This window comes from Streptomyces sp. NPDC048637 (assembly GCF_040650675.1).
Taxonomy (GTDB): domain Bacteria; phylum Actinomycetota; class Actinomycetes; order Streptomycetales; family Streptomycetaceae; genus Streptomyces.
The window spans coordinates 25,356-50,840 of sequence record NZ_JBEZHQ010000025.1 but is presented as its reverse complement, the minus strand read 5'-3'; the positions used below and the strand labels follow the sequence as shown (position 1 = coordinate 50,840).

Annotated in this window: 20 protein-coding genes; 12 read left to right on the top strand and 8 right to left on the bottom strand. The window is 70.4% G+C overall.

The window, feature by feature from the left end:
- Positions 1 to 1,407: a cation:dicarboxylase symporter family transporter gene (locus AB0C46_RS27065; RefSeq protein ID WP_362830904.1), complete on the bottom strand. Its 1,407-nt coding sequence runs from the start codon at positions 1,405 to 1,407 to the stop codon at positions 1 to 3.
- 165 nt (positions 1,408 to 1,572) lie between these two features.
- Between AB0C46_RS27065 and AB0C46_RS27060 the strand changes: the two genes are divergently transcribed.
- The 8 genes from AB0C46_RS27060 (at position 1,573) to AB0C46_RS27025 (ending at position 11,657) form a co-directional block, all read left to right on the top strand.
- A complete protein-coding gene (locus AB0C46_RS27060) occupies positions 1,573 to 3,234 on the top strand; it encodes a sensor histidine kinase (RefSeq protein WP_362830903.1) in 1,662 nt (553 codons plus the stop codon).
- A 40-nt stretch (positions 3,235 to 3,274) separates the two neighbouring features.
- Positions 3,275 to 3,964, top strand: coding sequence for a response regulator (locus AB0C46_RS27055; RefSeq protein WP_362830902.1), 690 nt, complete (start codon positions 3,275 to 3,277; stop codon positions 3,962 to 3,964).
- Positions 3,965 to 4,027: 63 nt separating this feature from the next.
- Positions 4,028 to 5,392 (top strand): extracellular solute-binding protein, encoded by a 1,365-nt coding sequence (locus AB0C46_RS27050; RefSeq protein WP_362830901.1) that lies wholly within the window; start codon positions 4,028 to 4,030, stop codon positions 5,390 to 5,392.
- A complete protein-coding gene (locus AB0C46_RS27045; protein WP_362830899.1) occupies positions 5,389 to 6,312 on the top strand; it encodes a sugar ABC transporter permease in 924 nt (307 codons plus the stop codon). Before AB0C46_RS27050 ends, AB0C46_RS27045 begins: the two co-directional genes overlap by 4 nt.
- Before the next feature lie 72 nt (positions 6,313 to 6,384).
- A complete protein-coding gene (locus AB0C46_RS27040; protein ID WP_362830995.1) occupies positions 6,385 to 7,185 on the top strand; it encodes a carbohydrate ABC transporter permease in 801 nt (266 codons plus the stop codon).
- Between the two features lie 129 nt (positions 7,186 to 7,314).
- Positions 7,315 to 8,028, top strand: coding sequence for a helix-turn-helix transcriptional regulator (locus AB0C46_RS27035; RefSeq protein WP_362830898.1), 714 nt, complete (start codon positions 7,315 to 7,317; stop codon positions 8,026 to 8,028).
- A 191-nt stretch (positions 8,029 to 8,219) separates the two neighbouring features.
- Positions 8,220 to 9,020: an ABC transporter ATP-binding protein gene (locus tag AB0C46_RS27030; RefSeq protein ID WP_362830897.1), complete on the top strand. Its 801-nt coding sequence runs from the start codon at positions 8,220 to 8,222 to the stop codon at positions 9,018 to 9,020.
- 81 nt (positions 9,021 to 9,101) lie between these two features.
- Positions 9,102 to 11,657, top strand: a complete 2,556-nt coding sequence (locus tag AB0C46_RS27025) for an ABC transporter permease (RefSeq protein WP_362830895.1) — start codon at positions 9,102 to 9,104, stop codon at positions 11,655 to 11,657.
- 83 nt (positions 11,658 to 11,740) lie between these two features.
- On the opposite strand, the gene AB0C46_RS27020 is transcribed toward AB0C46_RS27025, so the two are convergent.
- On the bottom strand, positions 11,741 to 12,766 hold the full coding sequence (locus AB0C46_RS27020) for an ATP-dependent 6-phosphofructokinase (protein WP_208680930.1): 1,026 nt from the start codon (positions 12,764 to 12,766) through the stop codon (positions 11,741 to 11,743).
- Positions 12,767 to 12,997: 231 nt separating this feature from the next.
- On the opposite strand from AB0C46_RS27020, the gene pta reads away from it, so the two are divergent.
- From pta to pyk, 3 genes are read left to right on the top strand one after another with little or no spacing between them, the layout of a single operon-like run.
- Positions 12,998 to 15,094 (top strand): phosphate acetyltransferase, encoded by a 2,097-nt coding sequence (gene pta, locus AB0C46_RS27015; protein ID WP_362830894.1) that lies wholly within the window; start codon positions 12,998 to 13,000, stop codon positions 15,092 to 15,094.
- A gap of 43 nt (positions 15,095 to 15,137) precedes the next feature.
- A complete protein-coding gene (locus AB0C46_RS27010; protein ID WP_362830892.1) occupies positions 15,138 to 16,349 on the top strand; it encodes an acetate kinase in 1,212 nt (403 codons plus the stop codon).
- A 60-nt stretch (positions 16,350 to 16,409) separates the two neighbouring features.
- Positions 16,410 to 17,837: a pyruvate kinase gene (gene pyk, locus AB0C46_RS27005; protein WP_362830891.1), complete on the top strand. Its 1,428-nt coding sequence runs from the start codon at positions 16,410 to 16,412 to the stop codon at positions 17,835 to 17,837.
- 100 nt (positions 17,838 to 17,937) lie between these two features.
- Here pyk and AB0C46_RS27000 read toward each other — a convergent pair whose 3' ends face one another.
- From AB0C46_RS27000 to AB0C46_RS26985, 4 genes are all read right to left on the bottom strand, one after another.
- Positions 17,938 to 19,224: a hypothetical protein gene (locus AB0C46_RS27000; RefSeq protein WP_362830890.1), complete on the bottom strand. Its 1,287-nt coding sequence runs from the start codon at positions 19,222 to 19,224 to the stop codon at positions 17,938 to 17,940.
- The gene (locus AB0C46_RS26995; RefSeq protein ID WP_362830889.1) at positions 19,214 to 19,780 is read right to left on the bottom strand and encodes a DUF6114 domain-containing protein; all 567 of its coding nucleotides are present in this window, start codon (positions 19,778 to 19,780) and stop codon (positions 19,214 to 19,216) included. The genes AB0C46_RS27000 and AB0C46_RS26995 overlap by 11 nt, the downstream gene beginning before the upstream one ends.
- A 129-nt stretch (positions 19,781 to 19,909) precedes the next feature.
- On the bottom strand, positions 19,910 to 20,527 hold the full coding sequence (locus tag AB0C46_RS26990) for a DUF6230 family protein (RefSeq protein WP_127153071.1): 618 nt from the start codon (positions 20,525 to 20,527) through the stop codon (positions 19,910 to 19,912).
- Between the two features lie 610 nt (positions 20,528 to 21,137).
- A complete protein-coding gene (locus AB0C46_RS26985) occupies positions 21,138 to 22,112 on the bottom strand; it encodes a tetratricopeptide repeat protein (protein ID WP_362830888.1) in 975 nt (324 codons plus the stop codon).
- 420 nt (positions 22,113 to 22,532) lie between these two features.
- Here AB0C46_RS26985 and AB0C46_RS26980 point away from each other — a divergent pair, with 420 nt between their 5' ends.
- A complete protein-coding gene (locus AB0C46_RS26980) occupies positions 22,533 to 23,213 on the top strand; it encodes a TetR/AcrR family transcriptional regulator (RefSeq protein ID WP_362830886.1) in 681 nt (226 codons plus the stop codon).
- 57 nt (positions 23,214 to 23,270) lie between these two features.
- Here AB0C46_RS26980 and AB0C46_RS26975 read toward each other — a convergent pair whose 3' ends face one another.
- Together AB0C46_RS26975 and AB0C46_RS26970 are read right to left on the bottom strand one after the other, a co-directional pair.
- Positions 23,271 to 24,275 (bottom strand): GDP-mannose 4,6-dehydratase, encoded by a 1,005-nt coding sequence (locus AB0C46_RS26975; protein WP_362830885.1) that lies wholly within the window; start codon positions 24,273 to 24,275, stop codon positions 23,271 to 23,273.
- 10 nt (positions 24,276 to 24,285) lie between these two features.
- Entirely contained in the window at positions 24,286 to 25,431 is a 1,146-nt protein-coding gene (locus tag AB0C46_RS26970; RefSeq protein WP_362830884.1) for a UDP-N-acetylglucosamine--N-acetylmuramyl-(pentapeptide) pyrophosphoryl-undecaprenol N-acetylglucosamine transferase, read from the bottom strand.
- Between the last annotated feature and the right edge of the window lie 54 nt (positions 25,432 to 25,485).

Here is a 25,485-nt window from a genome sequence, read left to right as displayed (position 1 = left end):
TCAGGCCTTGGCGGACGTCTTCTCCAAACCGCCGTTCCGCGGCGCGATGACCTCCGCGGGGACCGGCTCGGCGGCTGCGTCGTCGACCAGCGTCTTCTCGTCGAACGGCACCTGCCCGGCGAGCACTTCCGCCACCCGGGCCTTGTTGATCTCCTTGGTCCAGGTGCCGATCAGCACGGTGGCCACCGCGTTGCCGGCGAAGTTGGTCAGGGCGCGCGCCTCGCTCATGAAGCGGTCGATGCCGACGATCAGGCCGACGCCGTCGACCAGTTCGGGGCGGTGCGACTGCAGACCGCCGGCCAGCGTCGCCAGGCCCGCGCCGGTGACCCCGGCCGCCCCCTTCGACGCGATGACCATGAACACCAGCAGCGAGATCTGCTGGCCGAGCGGGAGCGGCTTGCCCATCGCCTCGGCCACGAACAGCGAGGACATCGTCAGGTAGATGGCGGTGCCGTCGAGGTTGAAGCTGTAGCCGGTGGGGACGGTGATGCCGACCACCGGCTTGCTGACGCCCAGGTGCTCCATCTTCGCGATCAGCCGGGGCAGCGCCGACTCCGAGGAGGAGGTGGACAGGATCAGCAGGAACTCCCGGGCGAGGTACTTCAGCAGCAGGAAGATATTGACGCCGGCGACCAGCCGGAGCAGCGCACCGAGCACCACGATCACGAACAGCAGACAGGTGACGTAGAAGCCGACCATGATGACGGCCAGCGACTTCAGCGCGTCCAGGCCGGTCTCGCCGACCACCGCCGCGATGGCGCCGAAGGCACCCACCGGCGCCGCCCACATGATCATGGCCAGGACCCGGAAGACCAGCTTCTGGAGGTGCCCGACACCGCGCAGCACCGGCTCGCCCGCCGAGCCCAGCGCCTGCAGACCGAAGCCGACCAGCAGCGCCACCAGCAGCGTCTGGAGCACCTCACCCTGGGTGAAGGCGGAGACCAGCGTCTTGGGGATCATGCCGAGCAGGAAATCGGGCAGCGACTCCCCGCCGCCCTCGGTCTGGGCGTGCCCGGCGTGCTTGACGGTCTCGGTCAGATGGAGGCCGGACCCGGGGTCCAGCAGATTGCCGACGACCAGGCCGATGGCCAGCGCGACGGTGGACATCACCATGAAGTAGCCGAGGGCCAGCCCGCCGACCGCGCCGACCTTGGCGGCCTTCCGCACCGAGCCGACGCCCAGCACGATGGTGCAGAAGATGACCGGCGAGATCATCATCTTGATCAGGTTCACGAACCCGGTGCCGAGCGGCTTGAGCTGGACGGCGACACCGGGGGCGGCGAAGCCCACGACGATACCGAGCAGGACCGCCCCGATCACGGCGATGTAGAGGAAATGGGTCCGGTCCCGCTTCACCGGCGCGGTCTCCCCGGTGGTGCCCCCGGACGGCGGGGTCTGTGCAGCCACGGCTGCCTCCTCGGTCTACGGCTGTGCGCTGATCTGCGGCTCTGTCACACAACAAGTCCCGGCGACTATGCACGCCGCTGTGGCGCGCGTCACCCTTACGTACATTTCGTTCACGTAAAAGTGACCGTGCAGACGGTTCTGCGGTAACCATGCAGACTGTTCAGCATGCGACTCCCCCGACCCCGGCCGCCCCGCCGGCTGCGCGGCCCCCGCAGCCTCGCCGGGCAGCTCTTCGCCATGCAGGTCGTGCTGGTGGCGGCGGTCGTAATGGGCTGCGCCGTCTTCGCGTACGTCAGCGCCGGCCGGCAGGCGGAGGAGACCGCGCGCCGGCAGGCGACCGCGGCGGCCACCGCCGTCGCCGACTCCCCGGCGGTCGTGGCGGCGGCCCGCACCAAGGACCCGACGGCCGCGCTCCAGCCGTACAGCGAACGGCTGCGGCGCGACGCGGGCGTCGACTTCGTGGTGGTGATGGCGCCGGACGGGACCCGCTGGACGCACCCCGAGCCGTCCGCGATCGGCAAGAAGTACCTGGGGCACACCGGACCGGCGCTGCGCGGCAAGATCTTCCCGGAGACTCACCTGGGCGTGCTCGGGCCGTCCGTACGGGTCGTCGCGCCGGTCCGGGATCCCCGGCGCGGCGACCGGATCACGGCGCTGGTCAGCTCCGGGATCACCATCGAGACCATCAGTGCGCAACTGCGTGACCAGGTGCTCGCGTTGATGGGCGTGGCCGCCGCGGCGCTGGCGCTCGGCGGGCTGGGGACGTATGTGATCAACGACCGGCTGCGGCGGCACACCCACGGGATGAACGCCCAGGAGCTCAGCCGGATGCACGACTACCACCAGGCCGCGCTGCACGCCGTGCGCGAGGGCCTGCTGATGCTCGACGGGCAGCGCAGGGTCGCCCTGATCAACGACGGCGGGCGGGAGCTGCTGGGGCTGTCCGACGACGCGGTGGGCCGCCGCGTCACGGAGCTGGGGCTGCCGGAGCCGCTGACCGAGGCGCTGCTGGCGTCCGGCCCGCGGGTCGACGAACTGCAGCTGACCAGCGAGCGGGTGCTGGTCGTCAACTCCGCGCCGGTCTCCGGCGGTGAGCGGCGCGGCAGCGTCGTCACCCTGCGCGATCACACCGAACTCCAGGCGCTCACCGGGGAGTTGGACTCGGTACGCGGCTTCACCGAGGCGCTGCGCTCACAGGCCCACGAGGCCGCCAACCGGCTGCACACCGTGGTCTCGCTGATCGAGCTGGGGCGGGCCGAGGAGGCCGTGGAGTTCGCCACCGCGGAGCTGGAGCTGGCGCAGGCGCTGACCGACCAGGTCGTCGGCGCGGTCGCCGAGCCGGTGCTCGCCGCGCTGCTGCTCGGCAAGGCGGCACAGGCCAACGAGCGTGGTGTCGCACTGATTCTGACGCCCGACAGCCGGATCGACGACGGGCTGCTGCCGCCCGGTCTGCCGGCCCGCGATCTGGTCACCGTGCTGGGCAACCTCCTCGACAACGCCCTCGACGCCGCCGCGCCCACCCAGGAACACGACCCCGACGAGCCGCCACGGGTACAGGTCACCGCGCGGGCCGCCGGGGGCGAGCTGCTGCTGCGGGTGGCGGACAACGGGCCGGGGGTGGCCGCGGACGCCGCCGAGGAGATCTTCCGCCGCGGCTGGACCACCAAGCCGAGCACGGGCGCACCCGCCCGGGGCCGCGGTCTGGGCCTGGCCCTGGTCCAGCAGGCGGTACGCCGCAACGGCGGCACCGTCACACTGGACCGGGCACCGGAGGGCGGTGCCCGGTTCACCGTACGGCTGCCGCTGCGGGCGGGGGCCACGACATGAGCGGGGCGCCGCCCTGCGCGGTCCGCCCGGCCGCGAGAGGATGGTTGCGGTGACCCCCGCCGACATCCGGGTCCTCGTCGTCGAGGACGATCCGGTCGCGGCCGACGCCCACGCCCTGTACGTCGGGCGGGTGCCCGGCTTCACCGTCTCCGGCACCGTGCACTCCGGCGCCGATGCCCGCCGCCACCTCGAACAGCACGCCGTCGATCTGCTGCTGCTCGATCTCTACCTGCCCGACGGCCACGGACTGCAGCTGGTGCGGACGCTGCGCGCGGCCGGGCACACCGCCGACATCATCGCGGTCACCTCCGCCCGGGATCTGGCGATGGTGCGCGAGGGCGTCTCGCTCGGTGTGGTGCAGTACGTCCTGAAGCCGTTCACCTTCGCCACCCTGCGCGACCGGCTCACCCGCTATGCGGAGTTCCGGGCCGCCACCGGCGAGGCCAGCGGGCAGGACGAGGTGGACCGGGCGATCGCCGCCCTGCGCGCGCCGCGTCCGGCCGCGCTGCCCAAGGGGCTGACCGCGGCCACCCTGCAGGCGGTGACCACGGTGCTGCGGGCCGCCGGGAGCGGGCTGACGGCGACCGAGGCGGCCGCCGACGTGGGCATCTCACGGATCACCGCCCGCCGTTATCTGGAACATCTCGTGGAGAGCGGCCGGGCCGCCCGCGCCCCCCAGTACGGCCAGGTCGGCCGCCCCGAATTGCGCTATCGCTGGTCGGGCCATTGACCCACTGTGACCGGTGACTTACTTTCAGCAGGCAGGACACCGTGGCTAGTTGGAGGTCGTGCCGTGCGCCCCACCGCCCCGCTGAGGTTTCTCGCCGCCACCGTCGTGGCCGCCGGCACGCTCACCGCCTGCGGCAGCGGGTCCGGGAGCGACACCGACACTGTCAAGGTCGCCTTCATCAAGGACACCAACAGCAGGGTCACCGTCCGGGACGACTATGTCCGGCTCGTGGCCCGGCAGTTCGAGAAGGCCAATCCCGGCAAGAAGGTCCGGCTCATCCCGATCCAGGCGTCCGAGAACGACTACTACACCAAGATCCAGCAGATGATGCGCTCCCCGCGGACCGCACCTGACCTGGTCTACGAGGACACCTTCCTGGTCAACTCCGATATCACCGCGGGGCTGTTGCGGCCGCTGGACGGCCACCTCCGTACCTGGGACGACTGGCGGCAGTTCGAGCCCGCCGCGAAGGCCGCGGCCAGGGGGCAGGACGGCAGGACCTACGGCGTCCCCGACGGTACGGACACCCGCGGACTGTGGTTCAACAAGAAGATCTTCCAGAAGGCCGGGCTGCCGGCCGACTGGCGGCCCAAGGACTGGGACGAGGTGCTGGCCGCGGCCCGCACGGTCCAGCGCAAGGTCCCCGGCGTCATCCCGCTGAACGTCTTCACCGGCAAGGGCGCGGGCGAGGCCGCCGTGATGCAGGGCTTCGAGATGCTGCTGTACGGCACCGGCGAGCACCAGCTCTACGACCCGGCCACGAAGAAGTGGGTCACCGGCACCCAGGGCTTCAAGGACAGCCTGGCCTTCCTCGACACGGTCTACAAGGAGCGGCTCGGGCCCGATGTCTCCGATGCGCTGAGCCCCAACATCCAGACCAATGTGGCCACCGAGCTGCTGCCCGAGGAGAAGCTCGCCATCGACCTCGACGGCTCCTGGCTGGGGCAGCAGTGGCAGAAGACGGGCGGCGGCAACCCCTGGCCCGAGTGGTCGGCCACACTGGGGCAGGCGCCGTTCCCCACCCAGCACGGCGCCCCGCCCGGCAGGGTCAGCCTGGCCGGCGGCTGGACCTGGTCGGTGCCGCAGAAGGCCCAGCAGCCCGATCTGGCCTGGAAGTTGATCGAGACCTTCCAGTCGAAGCCGAACGCCCTCGCATGGTGCGTACGGGGTGCCCAGATCGCGGTGCGCAAGGACGTCGCGGCCGACCCCCGCTACCGGAGGTCGGTGCCCGGCGTCGGCTTCTTCACCGGCCTGGTCAGGATCAGCCGCTACCGGCCCGCGCTGCCCGAGTACCCCAGGGTGGCCGCGGCGATCGGCGAGGCGATGGAGGCGGTGACCGCCGATGACTCCTCGCCGGGCAAGGCGGCCGCGGACTATGACGCGGCACTGACGTCCCTGGTCGGCGGCCGGACCGTCGCCAAGCCATGACCGGCGCCGTCGCCAGGGCCGCGGCCCGCGCCCGGACGCCCGGCGCCCGTCCGGCCGGCGGCCTCCGCACCCGGCTGCTGCGCTGGTCCCCGCTGGCCCCGGCCACCGTCCTGCTGCTGCTCTTCCTCGCCGGCCCGATCGGCTACTGCGTCCTCATCGCCTTCACCGACACCCAGCTGACCGGCCAGGAGTCGGCGTCCTTCGTCGGGGCGGCCAACTTCCGCCAGGCCTTCGGCGATCCGGCCTTCCGCAACGCCGTGGTGCTGACCCTGGTGTTCACCGTGCTCTCCTCGCTCGTCGGGCAGAACACCCTGGGCCTGGCGCTGGCCGGCCTGATGCGCCGCGCCACCCGGCCCGTACGGGCCCTGACGGGTGCGATGGTGATCACCGCCTGGGTGCTCCCGGAGATCGTGGCGGGCTTCTTGCTCTACACCTTCTTCGAGCGGCGCGGCACCCTCAACGCCCTGCTGGAGTGGCTCCACCTGCCCGCCCAGAACTGGCTGTTCACGCTGCCCATCATGGCCGTGTCGTTCGCCAACGTCTGGCGCGGTACCGCCTTCTCGATGCTGATCTACTCCGCGGCGCTGGCCGGGATCCCCCAGGAGGTCACCGAGTCCGCCGAGGTCGACGGGGCGGGCGGGCTGCGGCGGCTGTGGCACATCACGCTCCCGATGATCCGCCGCTCCATCGGCACCAATCTGATGCTCAACACCCTCCAGACGCTCTCGGTCTTCGGGCTGATCTGGGTGATGACCCGGGGCGGTCCGGGCAACCGCAGCCAGACGCTGCCGGTGTTCATGTACGACCAGGCGTTCCTGAAGTCCCTGATCGGCTACGGCACCGCGGTGGCGCTGCTGTTGCTGCTGGTGGGGGCGCTGTTCTCGGTCGTCTCTCTGCGTCTGATGCGCGAGGAGGTCTGAGCCGTGCCGCTCCCCCGCCGTCACCTCCCCCGAGCTCCCCGACGCGCTCCGCGCAGGGGGCGCCCCCACCGGCTGGCCGCCGACGCCGGGCTGCTGGTCACCGCGGTGGCGTTCGCGGTGCCGCTGGTGTGGCTGGTGCTGGCGTCACTGGACGCGGAGGCGACGCTGCGGGTGCGGCTGCCCGGGTCCCCGACGCTGCACAACTTCTCGGCGGTGCTGACCGACGAGATCACCTTCACCCCGATGCTCAACAGCCTGCTGATCTGCGGCGGCGCGACGCTGCTGACGGTGGTCTGCGCGGCACTGGCCGCCTATCCGCTGTCCCGCTTCCGCTCGCGCCTCGCCCGCCCGTACCTGCTCACCATCCTGTTCGCCACCTGTCTGCCGGTCACCGCGGTCATGGTCCCGGTCTACGGGCTGTTCGTGCAGATCGATCTGATCGACACCCGGTATGGCACCGCGCTGTTCCTGGCCGCCGCCCAACTCCCGTTCGCCATCTGGCTGATGAAGAACTTCATGGACGGGGTGCCGAAGGTCCTGGAGGAGGCCGCGTGGACGGACGGCGCCTCCTGGCCGCAGACCCTGCTGCGGGTGATTCTGCCGCTGATGGGACCCGGCGTCGCCGTCGTCGCGATCTACACCTTCATCATGATGTGGGGAAACTTCTTCGTCCCCTTCATGCTGCTGCTCTCCCCCGAGAAACTGCCCGCCTCGGTGAGTATCTTCAATTTCTTCGGCAATTACGGTGCCATCGCCTTCGGCGAACTGGCGGCATTCTCGATCCTGTACTCGACACCGGTCGTCGTGCTGTACATCGTGATTTCCGGACGACTCGGCGGCGGCTTTGCGCTCGGTGGCGCCGTGAAGGGCTGAGGGGATGTGCCATCGGAAGCATCGGAAAGCCCGAGGCCGGACCGGGAAACCGGCTGGCTAGTAGCTTCCTACGACGTTCCGGCTTGGATATCCGCACCATAGGTGGGCCCGCACTTCGTCACTTACCGTGTGCCGGTGAACACGCCAGCCGGGGAGCCCCGCCGGCCCCCTTTCGACGCCGAGGCCGCCCGCCGGCTCCGCGAGGCCCTCGGCATGACCCCCGCCCATGTCGCCTATGGAATAGCGGCCGCCTTCGGAATGCGGACAGCCCCCGAAACGGTGGCTTCCTGGGAACGGGGGGAAAGCAGCCCCTCGGAGGCCGAACTCACCGCGCTGGCCGGCGCACTGTGGTGCGCCCCGGGCGAGCTTCTCGGTACACCGGGCACCCTGCGCGAGTACCGTCTGGCGCTCGGCCTCGCCCCGGCGGACCTCGCGCGGCGCATCGGCATGGACCCGGGCGCGTACGCGCGTCTGGAGGACGGCGGGAGATGGACCGGCAACGACCGGCAGGCCGCGGCGCTCGCCGAGGTGCTGCGGCTGCCGCTGCCCGCACTGCTCCGCTTCACCGGCCGGGAGGGGAAGCTGGCCGAGCTGCTGATCAGCGCCGCCACCACCCGCTGGCAGGCCTACGTCCGGCCGGTGGGCAAGCTCGTTCCGCTGCCCAAGCGGCAGCTCCAGGACGTCCTGCAGGGCCTGCACGGCGAGTATCAGGCGACCATGACCGCTACGCTCCACTGGGGCGACGGGGACAGCGCCGCGGAGTCCGGCAGGGCGGGACGCGCCCTTCTCGACGGCATCGTGGCGGAATTCTGGGCCCGGGCCGGTATGCCGCCGCAGCCCTGAGCGCGGCCGTCAGCCCTGAGTGCTCCCGTCAGCCGCTGGGCGGAGGGCTGTCCGTCCAGAGAACTACGCCGGGGCCGGTGATAGCACTTCCGGCCGGTCGGGCTTTCGGTCCCTGCGGGTGAGGACCACGCTGACCTGCGCATTCAAGAATAGGAACGTCGAAATCTTCCGTTCCTTCTCCAGGAGTCCCCGTGACCCACGCGGCTGCCTTCCCGGGTTTTCCCGGTTCCCCCGCCCCCACCCGCGCCACCGCCGCCGTCGCCGCCCGCGCCACGGATCTGAGCAAGGTCTACGGCCAGGGGGAGACCCGTGTGGTCGCGCTGGATTCCGTCTCGGTCGAGTTCGGCAAGGCCCAGTTCACCGCGATCATGGGCCCGTCCGGCTCCGGCAAGTCGACGCTGATGCACTGCATGGCCGGTCTGGACGCGATCTCGTCCGGCTCGGCCCGGATCGGCGACGTGGAGCTGGCGTCGCTGAACGACAGACAGCTGACGCGGCTGCGCCGGGACAAGATCGGCTTCATCTTCCAGGCGTTCAATCTGCTGCCGACGCTGACCGCGCTGGAGAACATCACGCTGCCCATGGACATCGCGGGCCGTAAGCCCGACCGGGAATGGGTCAGCGCCGTCATCGAGACCGTCGGCCTGTCCGGGCGCCTGGCGCACCGGCCGGCGCAGCTCTCCGGTGGCCAGCAGCAGCGGGTCGCGGTCGCCCGGGCGCTGGCCGCCCAGCCGGAGATCATCTTCGCGGACGAGCCGACCGGCAACCTCGACTCCCGCTCCGGCGCCGAAGTGCTGGGCTTTCTGCGGGAGTCGGTGCAGGCGATGCAGCAGACGGTCGTGATGGTCACCCATGACCCGGTCGCCGCTGGCTATGCGGACCGGGTGGTCTTCCTCGCGGACGGCCGGATCGTCGAGGAGCTGCACTCGCCGACCGCGGACGCCGTCCTGGACCGGATGCGGCTCTTCGACTCCAAGGGCCGTACGAGCTGACACCGGCGCTCCGCCCTACCGCCCTCGCCGGGGCGCTGCCCTTCATCCCGAGCCACCGGACCCAGGACTGACACCACCACCATGCTGCGTACTGCCCTGCGCAATGTTCTTGCGCACAAAGCCCGATTGATGATGACCGCGCTCGCGGTGCTGCTCGGCGTCGCCTTCGTCGCCGGCACCCTCATCTTCAGCGACACCGTCGGCGAGGCCGTCAAGAAGGCCTCCACCAAGAACCTCAAGGGGGTGGACGTCTCCGTCCAGGCCGTCTCCGACGACCAGATCCCCCCGGGGACGGACAAGGGCGGCAAGCGCACCACCGCCCTCGACGACAAGCTGGTGGACGCCGTCCGCGCCCTGCCCGGCGTGCAGTCGGTGCGGCGCGATGTCACCGGCACGGCCACCCTCGCCGGCCCGGACGGCATACCGATCGGCAACGGCTGGCAGAACCTCGCCACCAACTTCCAGCCGGACAAGGACGGCTACGACGCCCGCTACCCGCTGATGGCGGGCCGCGGACCGGCCGCCGGCAACGAGATCGCGCTGGACGAGGCCACCGCGAAGGCGGCCGGCCACCAGGTCGGCGACTCCGTGCGGTTCGCCACCGACGGCCCGGTGCTGACGAAGAAGCTGGTCGGCATCGTCACCACCGAGGACCCGCAGGTGACCGCCGGCGGCAGCCTCACGCTCTTCGACACCGCCACCGCACAGAAGCTCTATCTGCAGGCCGGTCAGTTCGACGAGCTGGTGGTGAGCGCCGCGCCCGGCACCGATCAGCAGGCCCTGACCGCCAAGGTCCGCGAGATCCTGCCCGAGAAGCGTGCCGAGGCCACCAGCGGTGCCGAACTCGCCGCCGAGCAGTCCCGGAGGATCGCCGAGCAGAACAAGTCCCTGAGCCAGACCCTGCTGGTCTTCGCCGGTATCGCGCTGTTCGTCGGCATCTTCATCATCGCCAACACCTTCACCATGCTGATCTCCCAGCGCAGCCGGGAGATCGCACTGATGCGCGCGGTCGGTGCCTCCCGCCGGCAGGTGGTCCGCTCGGTACTCGCCGAGGCATGCCTGCTGGGCCTGGTCTCGTCGGTCGTCGGGTTCGGGCTGGGCGCCGGGATCGCGGTGGGCCTGCGGGCGGTGCTCGACGCCAATGGCGCGGGCTTCCCTGACGGGCCGGTCATCATCAGCCCGACCGCGGTGCTCTCCTCGCTCGCGGTGGGTGTCGTGGTGACCGTCCTCGCCGCCTGGCTGCCGTCCCGCAAGGCCGCGAAGATCGCCCCGGTGGAGGCGCTCAGCACCGTCGAGGCACCGCCGGTGCTGCGCAGCCTGGTGATCCGCAATTCCCTGGGCGCGGTCGTCACCGGCCTCGGCGTCGCGATCATGTTCTACGTCACCACGCTGAAGTCGGCCGACGACTTGGTGATCGCGATGGCGGGCTCGATGCTGACGCTGACCGGTGTCGTCATCCTCGCGCCGCTGCTGTCGCGGCCGCTGGTCTCGCTGGCCGGCGTGCTCACCATCCGGCTCTTCGGCATCGGCGGCAAGCTGGCCAAGGAGAACGCGCTGCGCAACCCGCGCCGTACGGCGGCGACCGCCTCCGCGCTGATGATCGGCCTCACCATGATCACCGGGATGACGGTCGTCGGGAACTCGGCACAGCAGGCCATGGACAAGATGACGGCCAACGGCCTGAAGGCCGACTACAAGATCTCGACGTCGACGTACATCGGTCTGGACGCCAAGCTGTCGCAGAAGGTGGCGGACATCCCGGGCGTCACGGCGATGGCCCCGCTGCGCAGCGGGGGCGTCGAGGCCGGTGATTCCTACCTGAGCCTGGTCGGCACCGACCTCGCGGCGATCGGCGAGGTCGCCCAACTGGACTTCAAGAGCGGCTCGTTGGCGGCAACCGGCGGCAACGGCATCGCGGTCTCCCAGACGGCGGCCACCGAGCACGGCTGGCAGACCGGCGAAACGCTCGACGCGACCTTCGGGGACAAGAAGAAGGCGAAGCTGAAGATCGTCGGGATCTACGCGGACAACGAGGCGGTCGGCGAGGCGTTCGGTGCCACGTCCCTGATGGACCCGCACCTGGTCGAGAAGAAGAACGAAAAACTGCTGGTGAAGGCCGCTGACGGCCCGACGGAAGGGCTGGAGAAGCAGATCCGGCACGCCCTCGGCGACAGCCCGCTGCTGAAGGTCCAGGACCACGCCGACCTCCGCAAGGAGAACGCCGGGCAGATCGATACCGTGCTCTACATGGTCTACGGACTGCTGGGTATGGCCGTCATCATCGCGGTGGTGGGCGTCGTCAACACCCTCGCCATGTCGGTCTTCGAGCGGACCCGCGAGATCGGGATGCTGCGGGCGATCGGGCTGGACCGCAGCGGCATCAAGCAGATGGTCCGGCTGGAGTCGGTGGTCATCTCGCTGTTCGGCGCGATTCTGGGCATGGGCGTGGGGACCTTCCTCGCCTGGGCCTGCGGCAATCTGTTCAGCCAGGGTCTCCCGACCTACGAACTGCTGCTGCCCTGGGGCCGGCTCGGACTGTTCCTGCTGATCGCGCTGGTCGTGGGGGTGCTGGCCGCGCTGTGGCCGGCCCGCCGGGCGGCCCGGCTGAACATGCTGGAGGCCATCGGCGCCCAGTGACCGCGCAGGCGAACGGCGGCGCGCCTGCCCTCAACCGAGGGGAGGCGCGCCGCCGTTGGTGCTTTGGGGGACGTACGCGGGGCTCAGAAGACCGACTCGGCCTCGTCCATCCGCCAGTCGGGCACCGTCTTGAGCTCGGTGACCGCCTCGGCCAGCGGCACCATCGTGATGTCGGTGCCGCGCAGCGCGGTCATCCTGCCGAAGTCGCCGCGGTGGGCGGCCTCGACGGCGTGCCAGCCGAAGCGGGTGGCGAGCACCCGGTCGTACGCGGTGGGGGTACCGCCACGCTGCACATGACCGAGAATGACCGGGCGGGCCTCCTTGCCGAGGCGCTTCTCCAGCTCGATGGCGAGGTGGTTGCCGATGCCGGAGAACCGCTCGTGACCGAACTGGTCGATCGCGCCCTTCTTGTAGTCCATGGTCTCCTCGGCGGGGTGCGCGCCCTCCGCGACACAGACGACCGCGAACTTCTTGCCCCGGGCGAACCGCTCCTCGACCATCGTGACCAGGTCGTCGACGTCGAAGGGGCGCTCGGGCAGACAGATGCCGTGGGCGCCGCCGGCCATCCCGGACTCCAGCGCAATCCAGCCCGCGTGCCGTCCCATCACCTCGACGACCATGACCCGCTGGTGCGACTCCGCGGTGGTCTTGAGGCGGTCGATCGCCTCCGTCGCGACGCCGACGGCGGTGTCGAAACCGAAGGTGCGGTCGGTGGAGGAGATGTCGTTGTCGATGGTCTTGGGGACGCCGACGACCGGCATCCCGGCGTCCGCCAGCATCCGCGCGGCGGTGAGGGTGCCCTCGCCGCCGATCGGGATCAGGACATCGATGCCGTAGTCCTTGGAGAGGTCCTTGGACTTCTCACAGGCCTCGCGGAGCCGGTTGCGCTCCAGCCGGGACGAGCCGAGGATGGTGCCACCGCGGGCGAGGATGCCGCTGACCGCGTCGAGGTCGAGCTTGCGGAAGCGCCCTTCGAGCAGCCCCTTGAAGCCGTCCTCGAAGCCTATGACCTCGTCGTCGTGCCCGGTGAGGGCACGGTGGACAACAGACCGGATCACAGCGTTGAGGCCGGGACAGTCGCCGCCTGCGGTGAGGACTCCGATACGCATCGTGCTGTGTCTCCTGTGCTCGCTGTTGGTTCGTGTGAGCCGGTCCGATTGTTTCACGGGCCGGCCGGCCCTCCCCGCACACAGACCTCACCCCTACTGTCCCCGTACCGGCTCCGCAAGGGAAACTGGGAGAGCGGCTTATCCACCGCCGCAGGTATTGTCAAGAGGGGCAAGCCCACGATAACGGCTGATTTTGTCCTTGCGGCCCACGGAATGGATCGGAGAGCACGCGTGACGCGCAGCGTGTACGTGACCGGGATCGACCGCGGCGACGGCCGCCAGGTCGTCGAGCTGGGAGTCATGGAACTCCTGACCCGCCATGTCGACCGGGTGGGGGTGTTCCGCCCGCTGATGCACAGCGACGGGCCCGACCGGCTCTTCGACCTGCTGCGGGCCCGTTACCGGCTCACCCAGTCCGCCGACTCCGTATACGGCCTCAGTTACGACGAGGCCGCCGTCCTCCAGGCGGAGCGCGGCACCGACGAGCTGGTCTCCCGGCTCGTCGCGCGCTTTCACGCCGTGGCCAGGGACTATGAGTACGTCCTGGTCCTCGGCTCGGACTTCGCGGCCACCAGCCTCCCGGACGAGCTGGCCCTCAACGCCCGGCTCGCCAATGAATTCGGCGCCGCGGTGCTGACCGTCGTCGGCGGCCAGGGCCAGGAGGCCGAGTCCGTCCGCGCCGAGGCCCGCAACGCCTACCGCGCCTACCACTCGCTGGGCTGCGACGTCGTGGCCATGGTCGTGAACCGGGTCGCCCCCGAGCACCGCGAGGCCATCGTCGACCGGCTGTCCGCCCGGCTCCCGGTGCCCTGCTACGCCCTCCCCGAGGACGGCTCGCTGTCCGCGCCGACCGTCGGCCAGATCGTGCACACCCTCGGCGCCGAGGTGCTGCTCGGCGACGACTCGGGGCTCGCCAGGGACGCCCGGAACTTCGTCTTCGGCGGCGCGATGCTGCCGACCTTCCTCAAGGCGCTCACGCCCGGCTGTCTCGTGGTGACCCCCGGGGACCGGGCGGACCTGGTCATCGGCTCGCTCGCCGCGCACAGCGCCGGCGCCCCGCCGATCGCGGGAGTGCTGCTCACCCTCGACGAGAAGCCCGGCGCCGACATCATGGCGCTGGCCGGCCGGCTCGCCCCCGGCACCCCGGTGGTCTCCGTACCCGGCGGCTCCTTCCCGACCGCGGCCGAGCTGTTCGCGATCGAGGGCAAGCTGAACGCCGCCTCACCGCGCAAGGCGGAGACCGCGCTCGGCCTCTTCGAGCGGCATGTGGACACCGTCGAGCTGACGAACCGCATCTCCGTCGCCCGCTCCGGCCGGGTCACGCCGATGATGTTCGAGCACGAGCTGATCGAGCGCTCCCGCGCCGGCCGCCGCCGCGTCGTCCTCCCCGAGGGGAGCGAGGAGCGGGTGCTGCGCGCCGCCGATGTGCTGCTGCGCCGCGATGTCTGCGATCTGACGCTGCTGGGCGAGGAGGAGGCGATCCGCAAGCGCGCCGCCGACCTGGCCATCGACCTGGCGGGCGCCCAGATCATCGACCCGCAGACCTCCGAGCTGCGCGAGCGGTTCGCCGAGCGCTACGCCGCGCTGCGGGCCCACAAGGGCGTCAGCGTCGAGCTGGCCTTCGACGTGGTCGCGGACGTCTCCTACTTCGGCACGCTGATGGTCCAAGAAGGCCTGGCCGACGGCATGGTCTCCGGTGCGGTGCACTCCACCGCCGCCACCATCCGCCCCGCCTTCGAGGTCATCAAGACAAAGCCGGGCGCCCAGATCGTGTCCTCGGTGTTCTTCATGTGCCTGGCGGACCGGGTGCTGGTCTACGGGGACTGCGCGGTCAACCCGGACCCGAACGCCGAGCAGCTGGCGGACATCGCCATCCAGTCGGCCACCACCGCCGCCCAGTTCGGCGTCGAGCCGCGGATCGCGATGCTGTCGTACTCGACCGGTACCTCCGGCTCCGGTGCGGACGTCGACAAGGTCCGCAAGGCCACCGAGATCGTCCGTGCGCTGCGCCCCGATCTGCTGGTCGAGGGCCCGATCCAGTACGACGCGGCGGTGGACGCGGCGGTCGCGCAGACCAAGCTGCCCGAATCCGATGTCGCGGGCAAGGCCACTGTGCTGATCTTCCCGGACCTGAACACCGGCAACAACACCTACAAGGCCGTGCAGCGCTCGGCCGGTGCGGTCGCCGTCGGCCCGGTCCTGCAGGGGCTGCGCAAGCCGGTCAACGACCTCTCGCGCGGCGCCCTGGTCCAGGACATCGTCAACACCGTGGCGATCACCGCCGTCCAGGCCCAGGGCGCCCAGCCCGGCGCCGCACACACCGCCTGACCAGGCCCCCACCCGCCTCCCCCACCCCATCGGAAAGCGCTACATGACTGCCAAAGCCACCCGCGTTCTCGTCCTCAACTCCGGCTCCTCCTCGGTGAAGTACCAGCTGCTCGACATGACTGACGGCACACGTCTCGCCGTCGGCCTGGTCGAGCGGATCGGCGAGGAAACCTCGCGCCTGGCCCACACCCCGCTGGCCACCGGGGGCGACAAGCGCGAGACCGAAGGCCCGATAGCCGACCACGAGGCCGCGCTGAAGGCCGTCGCCGCGGAGCTGTCCGCCGACGGGCTCGGCCTCGATTCCCCGCAGCTGGCCGCGATCGGGCACCGGGTGGTGCACGGCGGACTGAAGTTCACCGCACCGACCGTGATCGACGACGCGGTGCTCCAGGAGATCGAGCGGCTGGTGCCGGTCGCGCCGCTGCACAACCCGGCGAACATCACCGGCATCCGGACCGCTCAGACGCTGCGCCCGGACCTGCCGCAGGTCGCGGTCTTCGACACCGCCTTCCACACCACGATGCCGGAGTACGCGGCCCGCTACGCCATCGACGTGGAGACCGCCGACGCCCACCGCATCCGCCGCTACGGCTTCCACGGCACCTCGCACGCGTATGTCTCCCGCAAGACCGCCGAGCTGCTGGGCAAGGACCCCTCCGAGGTCAATGTCATCGTGCTCCACCTGGGCAACGGCGCCTCCGCCTCGGCGGTGGCCGGCGGTCGCTGTGTGGACACCTCGATGGGGCTCACCCCGCTGGAGGGCCTGGTCATGGGCACCCGCTCCGGTGATATCGACCCGGCGGTGACCTTCCACCTCAAGCGGGTCGCGGGGATGTCGGAGGACGACGTCGATGTGCTGCTCAACAAGAAGAGCGGTCTGGTCGGGCTGTGCGGCGACAACGACATGCGGGAGATCCGGCGCCGGATCGACGAGGGTGATGAGCGCGCCCGGCTCGCCTTCGACATCTACATCCACCGGCTGAAGAAGTACATCGGGGCCTACACCGCGGTGCTCGGCCGGGTCGACGCGGTGGCGTTCACCGCGGGCGTCGGGGAGAACGCCGCCCCGGTGCGCGCGGCCGCGGTCGCCGGCCTGGAGGAGATGGGCCTGGCCGTGGACGCCGACCTCAACGCCGTCCGGTCCGGCGAGCCCCGGCTGATCTCGCCCGAGTACACCCGGGTCGCGGTGGCCGTCGTGCCGACCGACGAGGAACTGGAGATCGCCCAGCAGACATACGCCCTGGTCAACGCCTAGACATTGGTGTTTCCACCTACCGGAATATTCCGCTCTGAAACAAACCGATAGGATTCCGCCATGCGCCGTTCCAAAATCGTCTGCACCCTGGGCCCCGCCGTCGACTCCTACGACCAGCTGAAGACGCTGATCGAGGCCGGTATGAACGTGGCCCGTTTCAATATGAGCCATGGGACCCAGCCGGAGCACGAGGAGCGGTACCACCGCCTCCGCAAGGCCTCCGAGGAGACCGGCCGCGCCGTCGGTGTGCTGGCCGACCTCCAGGGCCCCAAGATCCGCCTGGAGACCTTCGCCGACGGCCCCGTGGAGCTGGTGCGGGGCGATGAGTTCATCATCACCACCGAGGACGTCCCCGGCGACCGGACCATCTGCGGGACGACCTACAAGGGCCTGCCCGGCGATGTGTCCAAGGGCGACCCGGTCCTGATCAACGACGGCAATGTCGCGCTCCAGGTCACCGAGGTCGACGGTCCGCGGGTGCGGACCATCGTCATCGAGGGCGGGGTCATCTCCGACCACAAGGGCATCAACCTGCCCGGCGCCGCGGTGAACGTCCCCGCGCTGTCCGGGAAGGACATCGAGGACCTCAAGTTCGCCCTGCGGATGGGCTGCGACATGGTCGCGCTGTCCTTCGTGCGGGACGCCAAGGACGTCCAGGACGTGCACCGCGTCATGGACGAGGTGGGCCGCCGGGTCCCGGTCATCGCCAAGGTCGAGAAGCCGCAGGCGGTCGCCAACATGCAGGAGGTCGTGATGGCCTTCGACGCCGTCATGGTCGCCCGTGGTGACCTGGCGGTGGAGTACCCGCTGGAGAAGGTCCCGATGGTGCAGAAGCGCCTGGTGGAGCTGTGCCGCAGGAACGCCAAGCCGGTGATCGTCGCGACCCAGATGATGGAGTCGATGATCACCAACTCCCGCCCGACCCGCGCCGAGGCGTCCGACGTCGCCAACGCCATCCTCGACGGCGCCGACGCGGTCATGCTCTCCGCCGAGTCGTCCGTCGGCGCCTACCCGATCGAGACCGTCAAGACGATGTCGAAGATCGTCGAGGCGGCCGAGGAGGAGCTGCTCTCCAAGGGCCTGCAGCCGCTGGTGCCCGGCAAGAAGCCGCGTACGCAGGGCGGTTCGGTGGCCCGTGCGGCGTGCGAGATGGCGGACTTCCTGGACGGCAAGGCGCTGATCGCCTTCACCAAGTCCGGTGACACCGCCCGCCGGCTCTCCCGCTACCGCGCGGCCCAGCCGATCCTGGCCTTCACCACCGAGGCGTCCACCCGCAACCAGCTCACGCTGAGCTGGGGTGTCGACGCCTTCGTCGTGCCGCACGTCGACAACACCGACGCGATGGTCGACCTGGTGGACGCCGAACTGCTCAAGCTGCAGCGCTACAGCAAGGGCGACACCATGCTCATCACCGCAGGTTCGCCCCCCGGCGTCCCCGGCACCACCAACATGGTCCGGGTGCACCACCTCGGCGGCGAGCAGGTCTGACGCACCGGCGCACGAAAAGGCGGTGGGCCGCCCCTGTAGGAGGGGGTGGCCCACCGCCTTTTCTGCGGCTCCCGAACGGGTCGGTGGCCCGGGGCGTTCCTCAGCCGGTCATGAACTGGTGCAGACCCGGGACGTGGAGATTGCCGCCGAACTGACCCGCCTGTTCGATCTTCACCTTGGTGAAGTAGGCGAACGGGACATTGAGCGGCGGCGGGTGCTCGGGGTCGAAGACGATCGGGATCAACCCGAAGAGGTTGCCCTGGAGCCGCTCGGTGTACATCGTCACCTTGCCGCCGCGGATCGTGGACGTGGACCCCTGGGACGCCTGTACGTGGTACTTCTTGCCGGACGCCCGGTCATCGACGGTCTGATGCAGATCACCGATGTCGACGCTGTCGGCGGTGAACTTCAGGACCTGCTTGCTGTGGCCGTTCTGGGTGGTGACGTTGACGACGCCCTCGTAGTTCAGACCGCGCAGGGTGAGCGCGCTGGACTCCAGGTGCCAGGGGTCGTCGGGCAGGGTGACGGGCGCCTGCTCGTCCTTGCCCTTCTGCTTGTTCTCGACGACGCAGGGGTACGCCTTCTTGCCGTCGGCGTCCTTGCCGTCGAGGCCACCGCCGGGCAGGGCGTTGTCCGCCGCGCCCACGGCGCCGTGGACCGTGTCGTTGACGGTCTTCGACCCGTTCTTGGCGGTGTCACCGGCCTTGTCGGCACCGTCCTTGAGCCGGTCGGCCGTGTCCGTGACCGGCTTGGTGACCTTGTCCGTGGCCGACCCGGCGTCCTTCGACACGGACGGCGAGGGGCTCGGGGAGGCCGGCTCGGACGCGGTGGGGCTCGGCGAGGCGGAGGGCTCCTCGGACTTGTCGTCCTCCTTGTCGTCCCCGCCCAGGAGACCGCCGAGCGCATCACCGATGCCGCCCAGCAGACCTCCGTCGTCCTTCTTCTCCTCGGAGGGCGACGGCGACGGGGTCGCGGAGCCCGAGGGCTCGTCGGTCTTCGCGGAGCCAGACGGCTCGGGCTCGGGCGTCTTGTCCGTGTCCTTGCCGGCCGAGGGGGAGGGCGAGGCGGAGGGCTCGTCGGACGGCTTGGCGTCGTCCTTGGTGTCCTTCGCGCCGTCCTTGGACGTGTCGTCCTTCTGCTCCACCTTGTCCGGAGCAGTGACGCACGGGCCGTCCTTGAAGGGGCTCTTGGGTGCCGGCTTGGCTATCGCCATCTGGGGCGTCAGCCCCATCCCCATGAGCACGGCGGACGGCATGGCGGCGATGGCTATCGCCTTGCCCGCGGGCACGTGAAACCGAGTCAGCAGCGGCTTCTTCGGCGCCGCATGCCTCGGCCCGGTTCTCGCCCCGGTAGCTGCGTTCTCCTCGTGCAGCTCATCACCCGGCACGGTGCCTCCCGTTCGTTCCGTTGGTCGGGCTCGTTCCTGACAGGTCGTCCAGTCCATTGCCCAACCCGGGACCGGCGGCAGGCGCCGGGTGCGTGGCGACCACCGGTCCGGCGACCGTGTGACGGGCCGGCTCCTCGGCGTCGTTCCCGCCCTGAGAGGTCCTGCCCGGCGCCCAGGAGACACCGAGCGCACCGCCGATCAGCCCCAGAAGGAAGCCGATCAGGAAGGCGCCGAAGTTCGAGACGACCAGGGAGACCAGGGAGAGCAGAATCGCCGCCACACCCGCGAAGACACGCGAGGCGGGCTGGAACCACATGGTCAGACCGAGCACGACCAGCAGTACGCCGATGATCAGCGAGCCGGCGCCGGCGGTGGTCGCCATGCGGACGGTCAGGGAACCGATCGTGAGATTCGCGTAAGGGATGTACATGATCGGGATGCCGGCCAGCAGAGTCAGCAATCCGCCCCAGAACGGGCGGTGTCCGCGCCACTCCCGGAACGAAATCCGCTTCCGGCCGATGGTCTCGATCAGCCGTGGTCGCGTTTCGGCGCTCATGTCGTACAGCTCCTCGGGACTGGCAAATCGGTGGTTCTGTGCTGGGTGTCCTCCTGAGCGCTACCCGCGTACGGGCACGGGGAACGGCAACTGCCGCACAGCTCGCCCCGCGCCCGCACGCTCAGTGCGTCAGAAGCACTCGCTCTTGCCCTTGGCGACGCTCATCTTGAGGCCGCTGAGCTTGAACGTGCCGGCCGTCGTGGCCCAGGCAGTCTGCTTGACGTGGGTCAGCGTGGCCGAGTCGGCCTGCTGGGCGAACGAGCCGGGGTCGGCCTTGTCGCCCTTGTGCATGCCCGGACCCTTGGTCGTCGAGCCTGCCGCAACACCGATGTCGATGTTGTTGAAGGTCGCGTCCGCGTCCAGCTGATCGAGGTCGATGTAGAGGTTCTTCGCCTCGACAGGCGTGGCACCGCCACCGGCCGACAGCTTCATCGACACATCGCCGAAGACCGGGACCGGAACAACTACCGACTGGCACAGGTTCTTGATCTTGGCGTTCGAGAACCCCGAGACCGCCACCGGGACCTGCTTGCCGCCCTTCTGGGCGTCAATGGCTCCGTACTGAACAAAGCCGGTGCCGTCCAGACGGTCAGTAGCGACCTTGAACTGCTGACCGGACACACTGAACGATGCCGCGAGCGCACCCTGCGAAAGGGCGACGCCGATCGCGGCGGTCGCCGCGACGCTGGGCACCATGACGACGGCGAACCGCTTCCATCTGGTCCCGCCACGAGCCAGGGACTCCATGACTTTCCTCCTTCTCGGACGTACATCTCCGGTACCGGCCGCCCGAGTTGGGAGCCGTACCTGGGATGGGAGAAGTGCTACGTCCTCGGGAAGGAGAGCGCCTGTTCTCGGAGGCACATCGTGTTCCGAACACCGGCGATCACCCCCGAGCGACAACCACTGGCCACGCTCTCGCGCAACCTCCTGGACAGGCCCTGCCGGGTGGGGCAGAGACCCCCCTGTCCACGGCCGGCGCCACTGCCGCCGACCACTCGGTGGGGACCCAAGTACCCCGCGGCACCGACCGGATGCCGGGCTGCGGGAATGGACCGAGCCTGGCCGATCGTGGTCCATTCACGGCCGCCGCACAAGGGGCTCGTTACTTGCGGGTAACGGCCCGATAAACACGCCGCGACACGACGAGATCAACTGGACACACACCGTCGCCGTTAACAGCGAGGGGACATGAGGCAATTGCGGACACACTGCCGCAAGCGGGTCGCTGGGACTTACTTGAAGTAACAGCGGCCACGTTTACCAAGTTTTGGTAAAACGTGGCCGCTGCTCCGTTTGTTTGGTCAACTCACGGAGGCCGTACTGGTCAGAAGCGGGCGAGTCACAAGACAGCGGGTCAGAACAGCACCCGGGCCAGCGCCGTACGGGCCGCCGTCACCCGCGGATCGTCCGCGCCGATGACCTCGAACAGCTCCAGCAGCCGCACCCGCGCGGCCTCGCGGTCGTCCCCCGCGGTCCGCTTCACCGCGTCGACCAGCCGCCCGAAGGCGTCCTCGACATGCCCGCCGACCAGATCGAGGTCCGCGGCACGGATCTGCGCCGGCACATCGGCCGGGTTCTCCGCGGCCTCCTTGCGCACCGCCTGCGGATCCAGGTCCTGCACCCGGGCCAGAAGTTCGGCCTGCGCCAGACCGAGCTTGGCCTCCGGGTTGCCCGGGTCGTCGGAGAGCACGTTCTTGTAGGCCTGGACGGCACCACCCAGGTCGCCGGAGTCCAGCGCCTGGTTCGCGGCCTCCAGCAGGGCGTCATAGGGACCGGCCGGCACCGGGGCCTCGGCCGGCTCCGCCTGCTCGTCCGCGACTTGCGGGTCGACCGGCGCCCCCACGATGCCGAACTGCTGCTCGGCGGCCTGTACCAGCTGGTCGAGCACGTCGCGGATCTGCGACTCGGGGGCCGCACCCTGGAAGAGCGGGATCGGCTGGCCCGCCACCACCGCGAAGACCGCCGGGATGCCCTGCACCCCGAACTGCTGGAACAGCATCTGGTTGGCATCGACGTCGATCTTGGCAAGGACGAACTTGCCGGCGTACTCCCCCGCGAGACGCTCCAGCAGCGGCCCGAGCTGCTTGCACGGCTCGCACCACTCGGCCCAGAAGTCGATGACGACCGGAACCTCGGTGGAGCGCTGCAGGACGTCCTGCTGGAACCCCGCCTCGTCGACGTCGAACACCAAGCGGGCACCGCTCGTGGGCGCCCGGCCCGTACGGGCGGCCTCGGCACGCGCCTGCTCCGCCTTCTGCTTCGCTTCCCCGGCCGCCTTCACCGCTGCGAGGTCGACGACTCCACTCATGGACATATTGCGTGGCTGCATGGGTCCATCCTCCCCCCTGGGCGGCCCGTTCCGAAAAGCGATCCGGAAAGCGGTGCGGTCGGCGATCTGATCGGTACTGCGGCGGGTGGTGCGGTCGGTGGTGCGGAAGGCGGTTCCGGCGGCGAGGCCGGGCCTTTCGCCGGGCACCGGCACCCCGTCCGCACACCCCGCCGGAATGCCGGTGTACGTCCGGGACCGCTGCCCGCCCGGCCCCGAGGAGGACCGCTGTCCGGCCCCGAGAAGGACCGTCGTGCGCGGCCATGGGTCCCCACCCATGGCCAGTGGTTATCGCTCTTACGCTACGACCCGTAGCGTAACTCGCCGCCGCCCCCGCGCAACCACCAGTTCCGGCCGCACGCCAAGTGATCTCCCTCACGGGAGGCGCCGTCCGTCCTCGTACCGGCCGGTATGGTCGCCCGCATGCACCACTCCGCCAGCCCCCGGAAGGGCCGCACGGGCCGCCCCCGTAGCGCCGAGACCGACCAGGCGATCCTCTGCGCGACCCGTGCGGCGCTCGTCGACCTGGGCTGGGGGCGGCTGACCATGAGCGATGTGGCGGCCCGCGCCGGCGTGGCCAAAACGACGCTCTACCGCCGCTGGGCCAACAAGAACGAGCTCGTCGTGGACGCCGTGGCGGTCCTTTTCGACGAGCTCGAACTCCCCGACCGGGGCTGTCTGCGGTCCGATATCGAGGGCGTGGTGCTGCAGTTCGGCGCGCTGCTGGCCCGGCCGGAGACCAAGACGGCGCTGATGGCCGTGGTCGCCGAGTCCACCACCGACGAAGCGCTGCGCGAGCGGATCCGCTCGGCGATCGTCGACCGCCAGAAGCGGCTGGTCCTGCTCGGCCGTTCGCGCGCCCAGGACCGCGGCGAGCTGCCCCCGGACACCCCCGGCGAGGACGGCGAGCGGGCGGCCGCCCGCAACATGGACCTGATCTTCGATGTGATCGCCGGTGCGATCGTGCACCGCACCCTGGTCAGCGGCGAGCCCGTGGACGCCGCGTGGGGGCGCGACTTCACGGCGCTCTTCCTCACTGGGCTGGGCGGCCTGGGCGACCAGGGCCAGAGCCCGTCCGGCCCCGGCCCCTCGGACCAGCACTGAGGCCGGGCGCCGCGCCGCGGTGCGGCAGCGGACACCCGGCCCCGGACCCGGTACCGGTCAGACCTGGTAGCGGTCCACCGCGAAGAGGTGCAGGTGCTCCGCCACCCACTCCGACGTCCACTTCAGGCCCTGCTCCAGCGAGACCTCCGGCCGCCACGAAGCCCACTCCCGCGCCCGGGAGTTGTCCGACAGCAGCCGCTCGACCTCGCTGCCGGCCGGCCGCAGCCGCTCGGCGTCCACCACCACCTCGGCCTCCCGGCCCGACGCCGCGATCAGCGCCTCGGCGAGCGCACCGATGGCGATCTCCCGGCCGGTACCGAGATTGACGACCTCGCCCAGCGCCCGGTCGCAGTCGGCCATCGCCAGGAACCCGGCCGCGGTGTCCGTGACATAGGTGAAGTCGCGGGTCGGGGTGAGCGAGCCGAGCTTGATCTGCCGGACCCCGGCGTGGAGTTGGGCCAGGATCGTGGGTATCACGGCCCGCGCGGACTGCCGCGGCCCGTAGGTGTTGAACGGCCGCACCACGGTCACCGGCAGTCCGAAGGCGTGCCGGTGCGACAGCGCCATCATGTCCGCGCCGATCTTCGAGGCGGAGTACGGCGACTGCGGCTGCAGCGGGTGGTCCTCGCCGATCGGCGCGGTCAGCGCCGTCCCGTAGACCTCACTGGTGGACGTGTGCACCAGCCGGCGCACCGCATGGCGCCGGCAGGCCTCCGCGACATTCTCCGTACCCACCACATTGGTCTGCACATACGCGCCCGGTGAGTCATAGCTGTACGGAATGCCGATCAGCGCGGCCAGATGGAAGACGGTGTCGCAGCCCGCGACCGCGTCCATCACCCGGCCCGCGTCCCGGACATCACCCGCGATCATCTCGACCGGTCCGCCCGGCACGAGATAGCGCGCCAGATTTCCCTTTTCGGCGTACGGCTTGTAATGGACGAACGCGCGTACCTCAGCGCCGGCTTCCACCAGCATGTCGACCAGGGTCGCGCCGATGAACCCTTCGGCCCCGGTCACCAGGACCTTGCGGCCCGTCCACTGCTGTGTGCTGCTGCTCATGCTGACTCCTTCATCGTGAGGTGGTGGGGGTACGGGAGCCGGCCAGTGCCAGCGTCTTGGCGGCCAGCAGGTCGGCGGCGCGCGCATGGGTGCCGGGGTCGGCGGCCGCGCCCATCGCGGCGAGCCGTCCGGGGTCGTCGAGAAGCGGGGTGACCAGCGCGTCCAGCCGCTCGGCCGAGGTCTCCGGATCGGGCAGCAGCAGCGCCGCCCCGGCGTCCGAGAGCACCCGCGCGTTATGGGTCTGGTGATCGCCCGGCGCATACGGATACGGGACGAGGACGGCCGGCATCCCGATCGTGGCCAGCTCCGCCACGGTCGCCGAACCGGCCCGGCACACCACGAGATCGGCTGCGGCATAGGCCAGATCCATCCGGTCCAGGTACGGCACGGCCTCGGCGACCGCCGCCCCGCCGTTGGCCGCCAGCTGGGCCCGGGTCTCCTCCAGGGCCGCGGGCCCGGTCTTGATCAGCAGCCGCAGGTCGCTGCGCGTCCGATAGCGGCCGGCCAGTCCGACCGCCGCCTCGGTCAGCCGGGCCGCCCCGAGGCTTCCGCCGTTGAACAACAGCAGCCGGGCGTCGTCCGGAACACCGAACGCCCGGCGGGCGGCGGGGCGCAGCTGCGCGCGGTCCAGCTCGGCGAGCGGGCCGACCAGCGGCATCCCCACCGTCTCGGCCCGCTCACCGCCCGCCAGATGCTCCCGGCTGCGGTCGAAGGCGAGGGCGAGGTGCGGGGTGAGCCGGGCCGCGAACTTGTTGGCCCGGCCGGGCACCGCGTTGGACTCATGGATCAGGCTCGGCAGCCCGGCCAGCCGTGCCCCGACGATCACCGGGGCGCTCGGATAGCCGCCCATACCGACCGCGACCTGGGCGTTCTGTTCCTTGAGGATCGCCCGGCACTGGCCGCCCGAGCGCAGCAGCGCGGCCGGCAGCAGATACCGTCGGGCGCCGAGTGCGGGATCGAAGGGGATCATGTCAACGGTGTGCAGCCGGTATCCGGCCTGCGGGATCAGCCGCGTCTCCAGTCCGCGTTCGGTCCCGACGAAGGAGATCACCGCATCGGGCACGGCCCGGCGGAGCGCGTCGGCGAGAGCGAGACCGGGATAGATATGGCCGCCGGTGCCGCCCGCACCGATCACGACAGAGAGTGGTGTGCGCATGGCCGCCACGCTCGCGATGTGCCCTAAGAAGCTTCTAAGAGAGGTGTTTGGCAG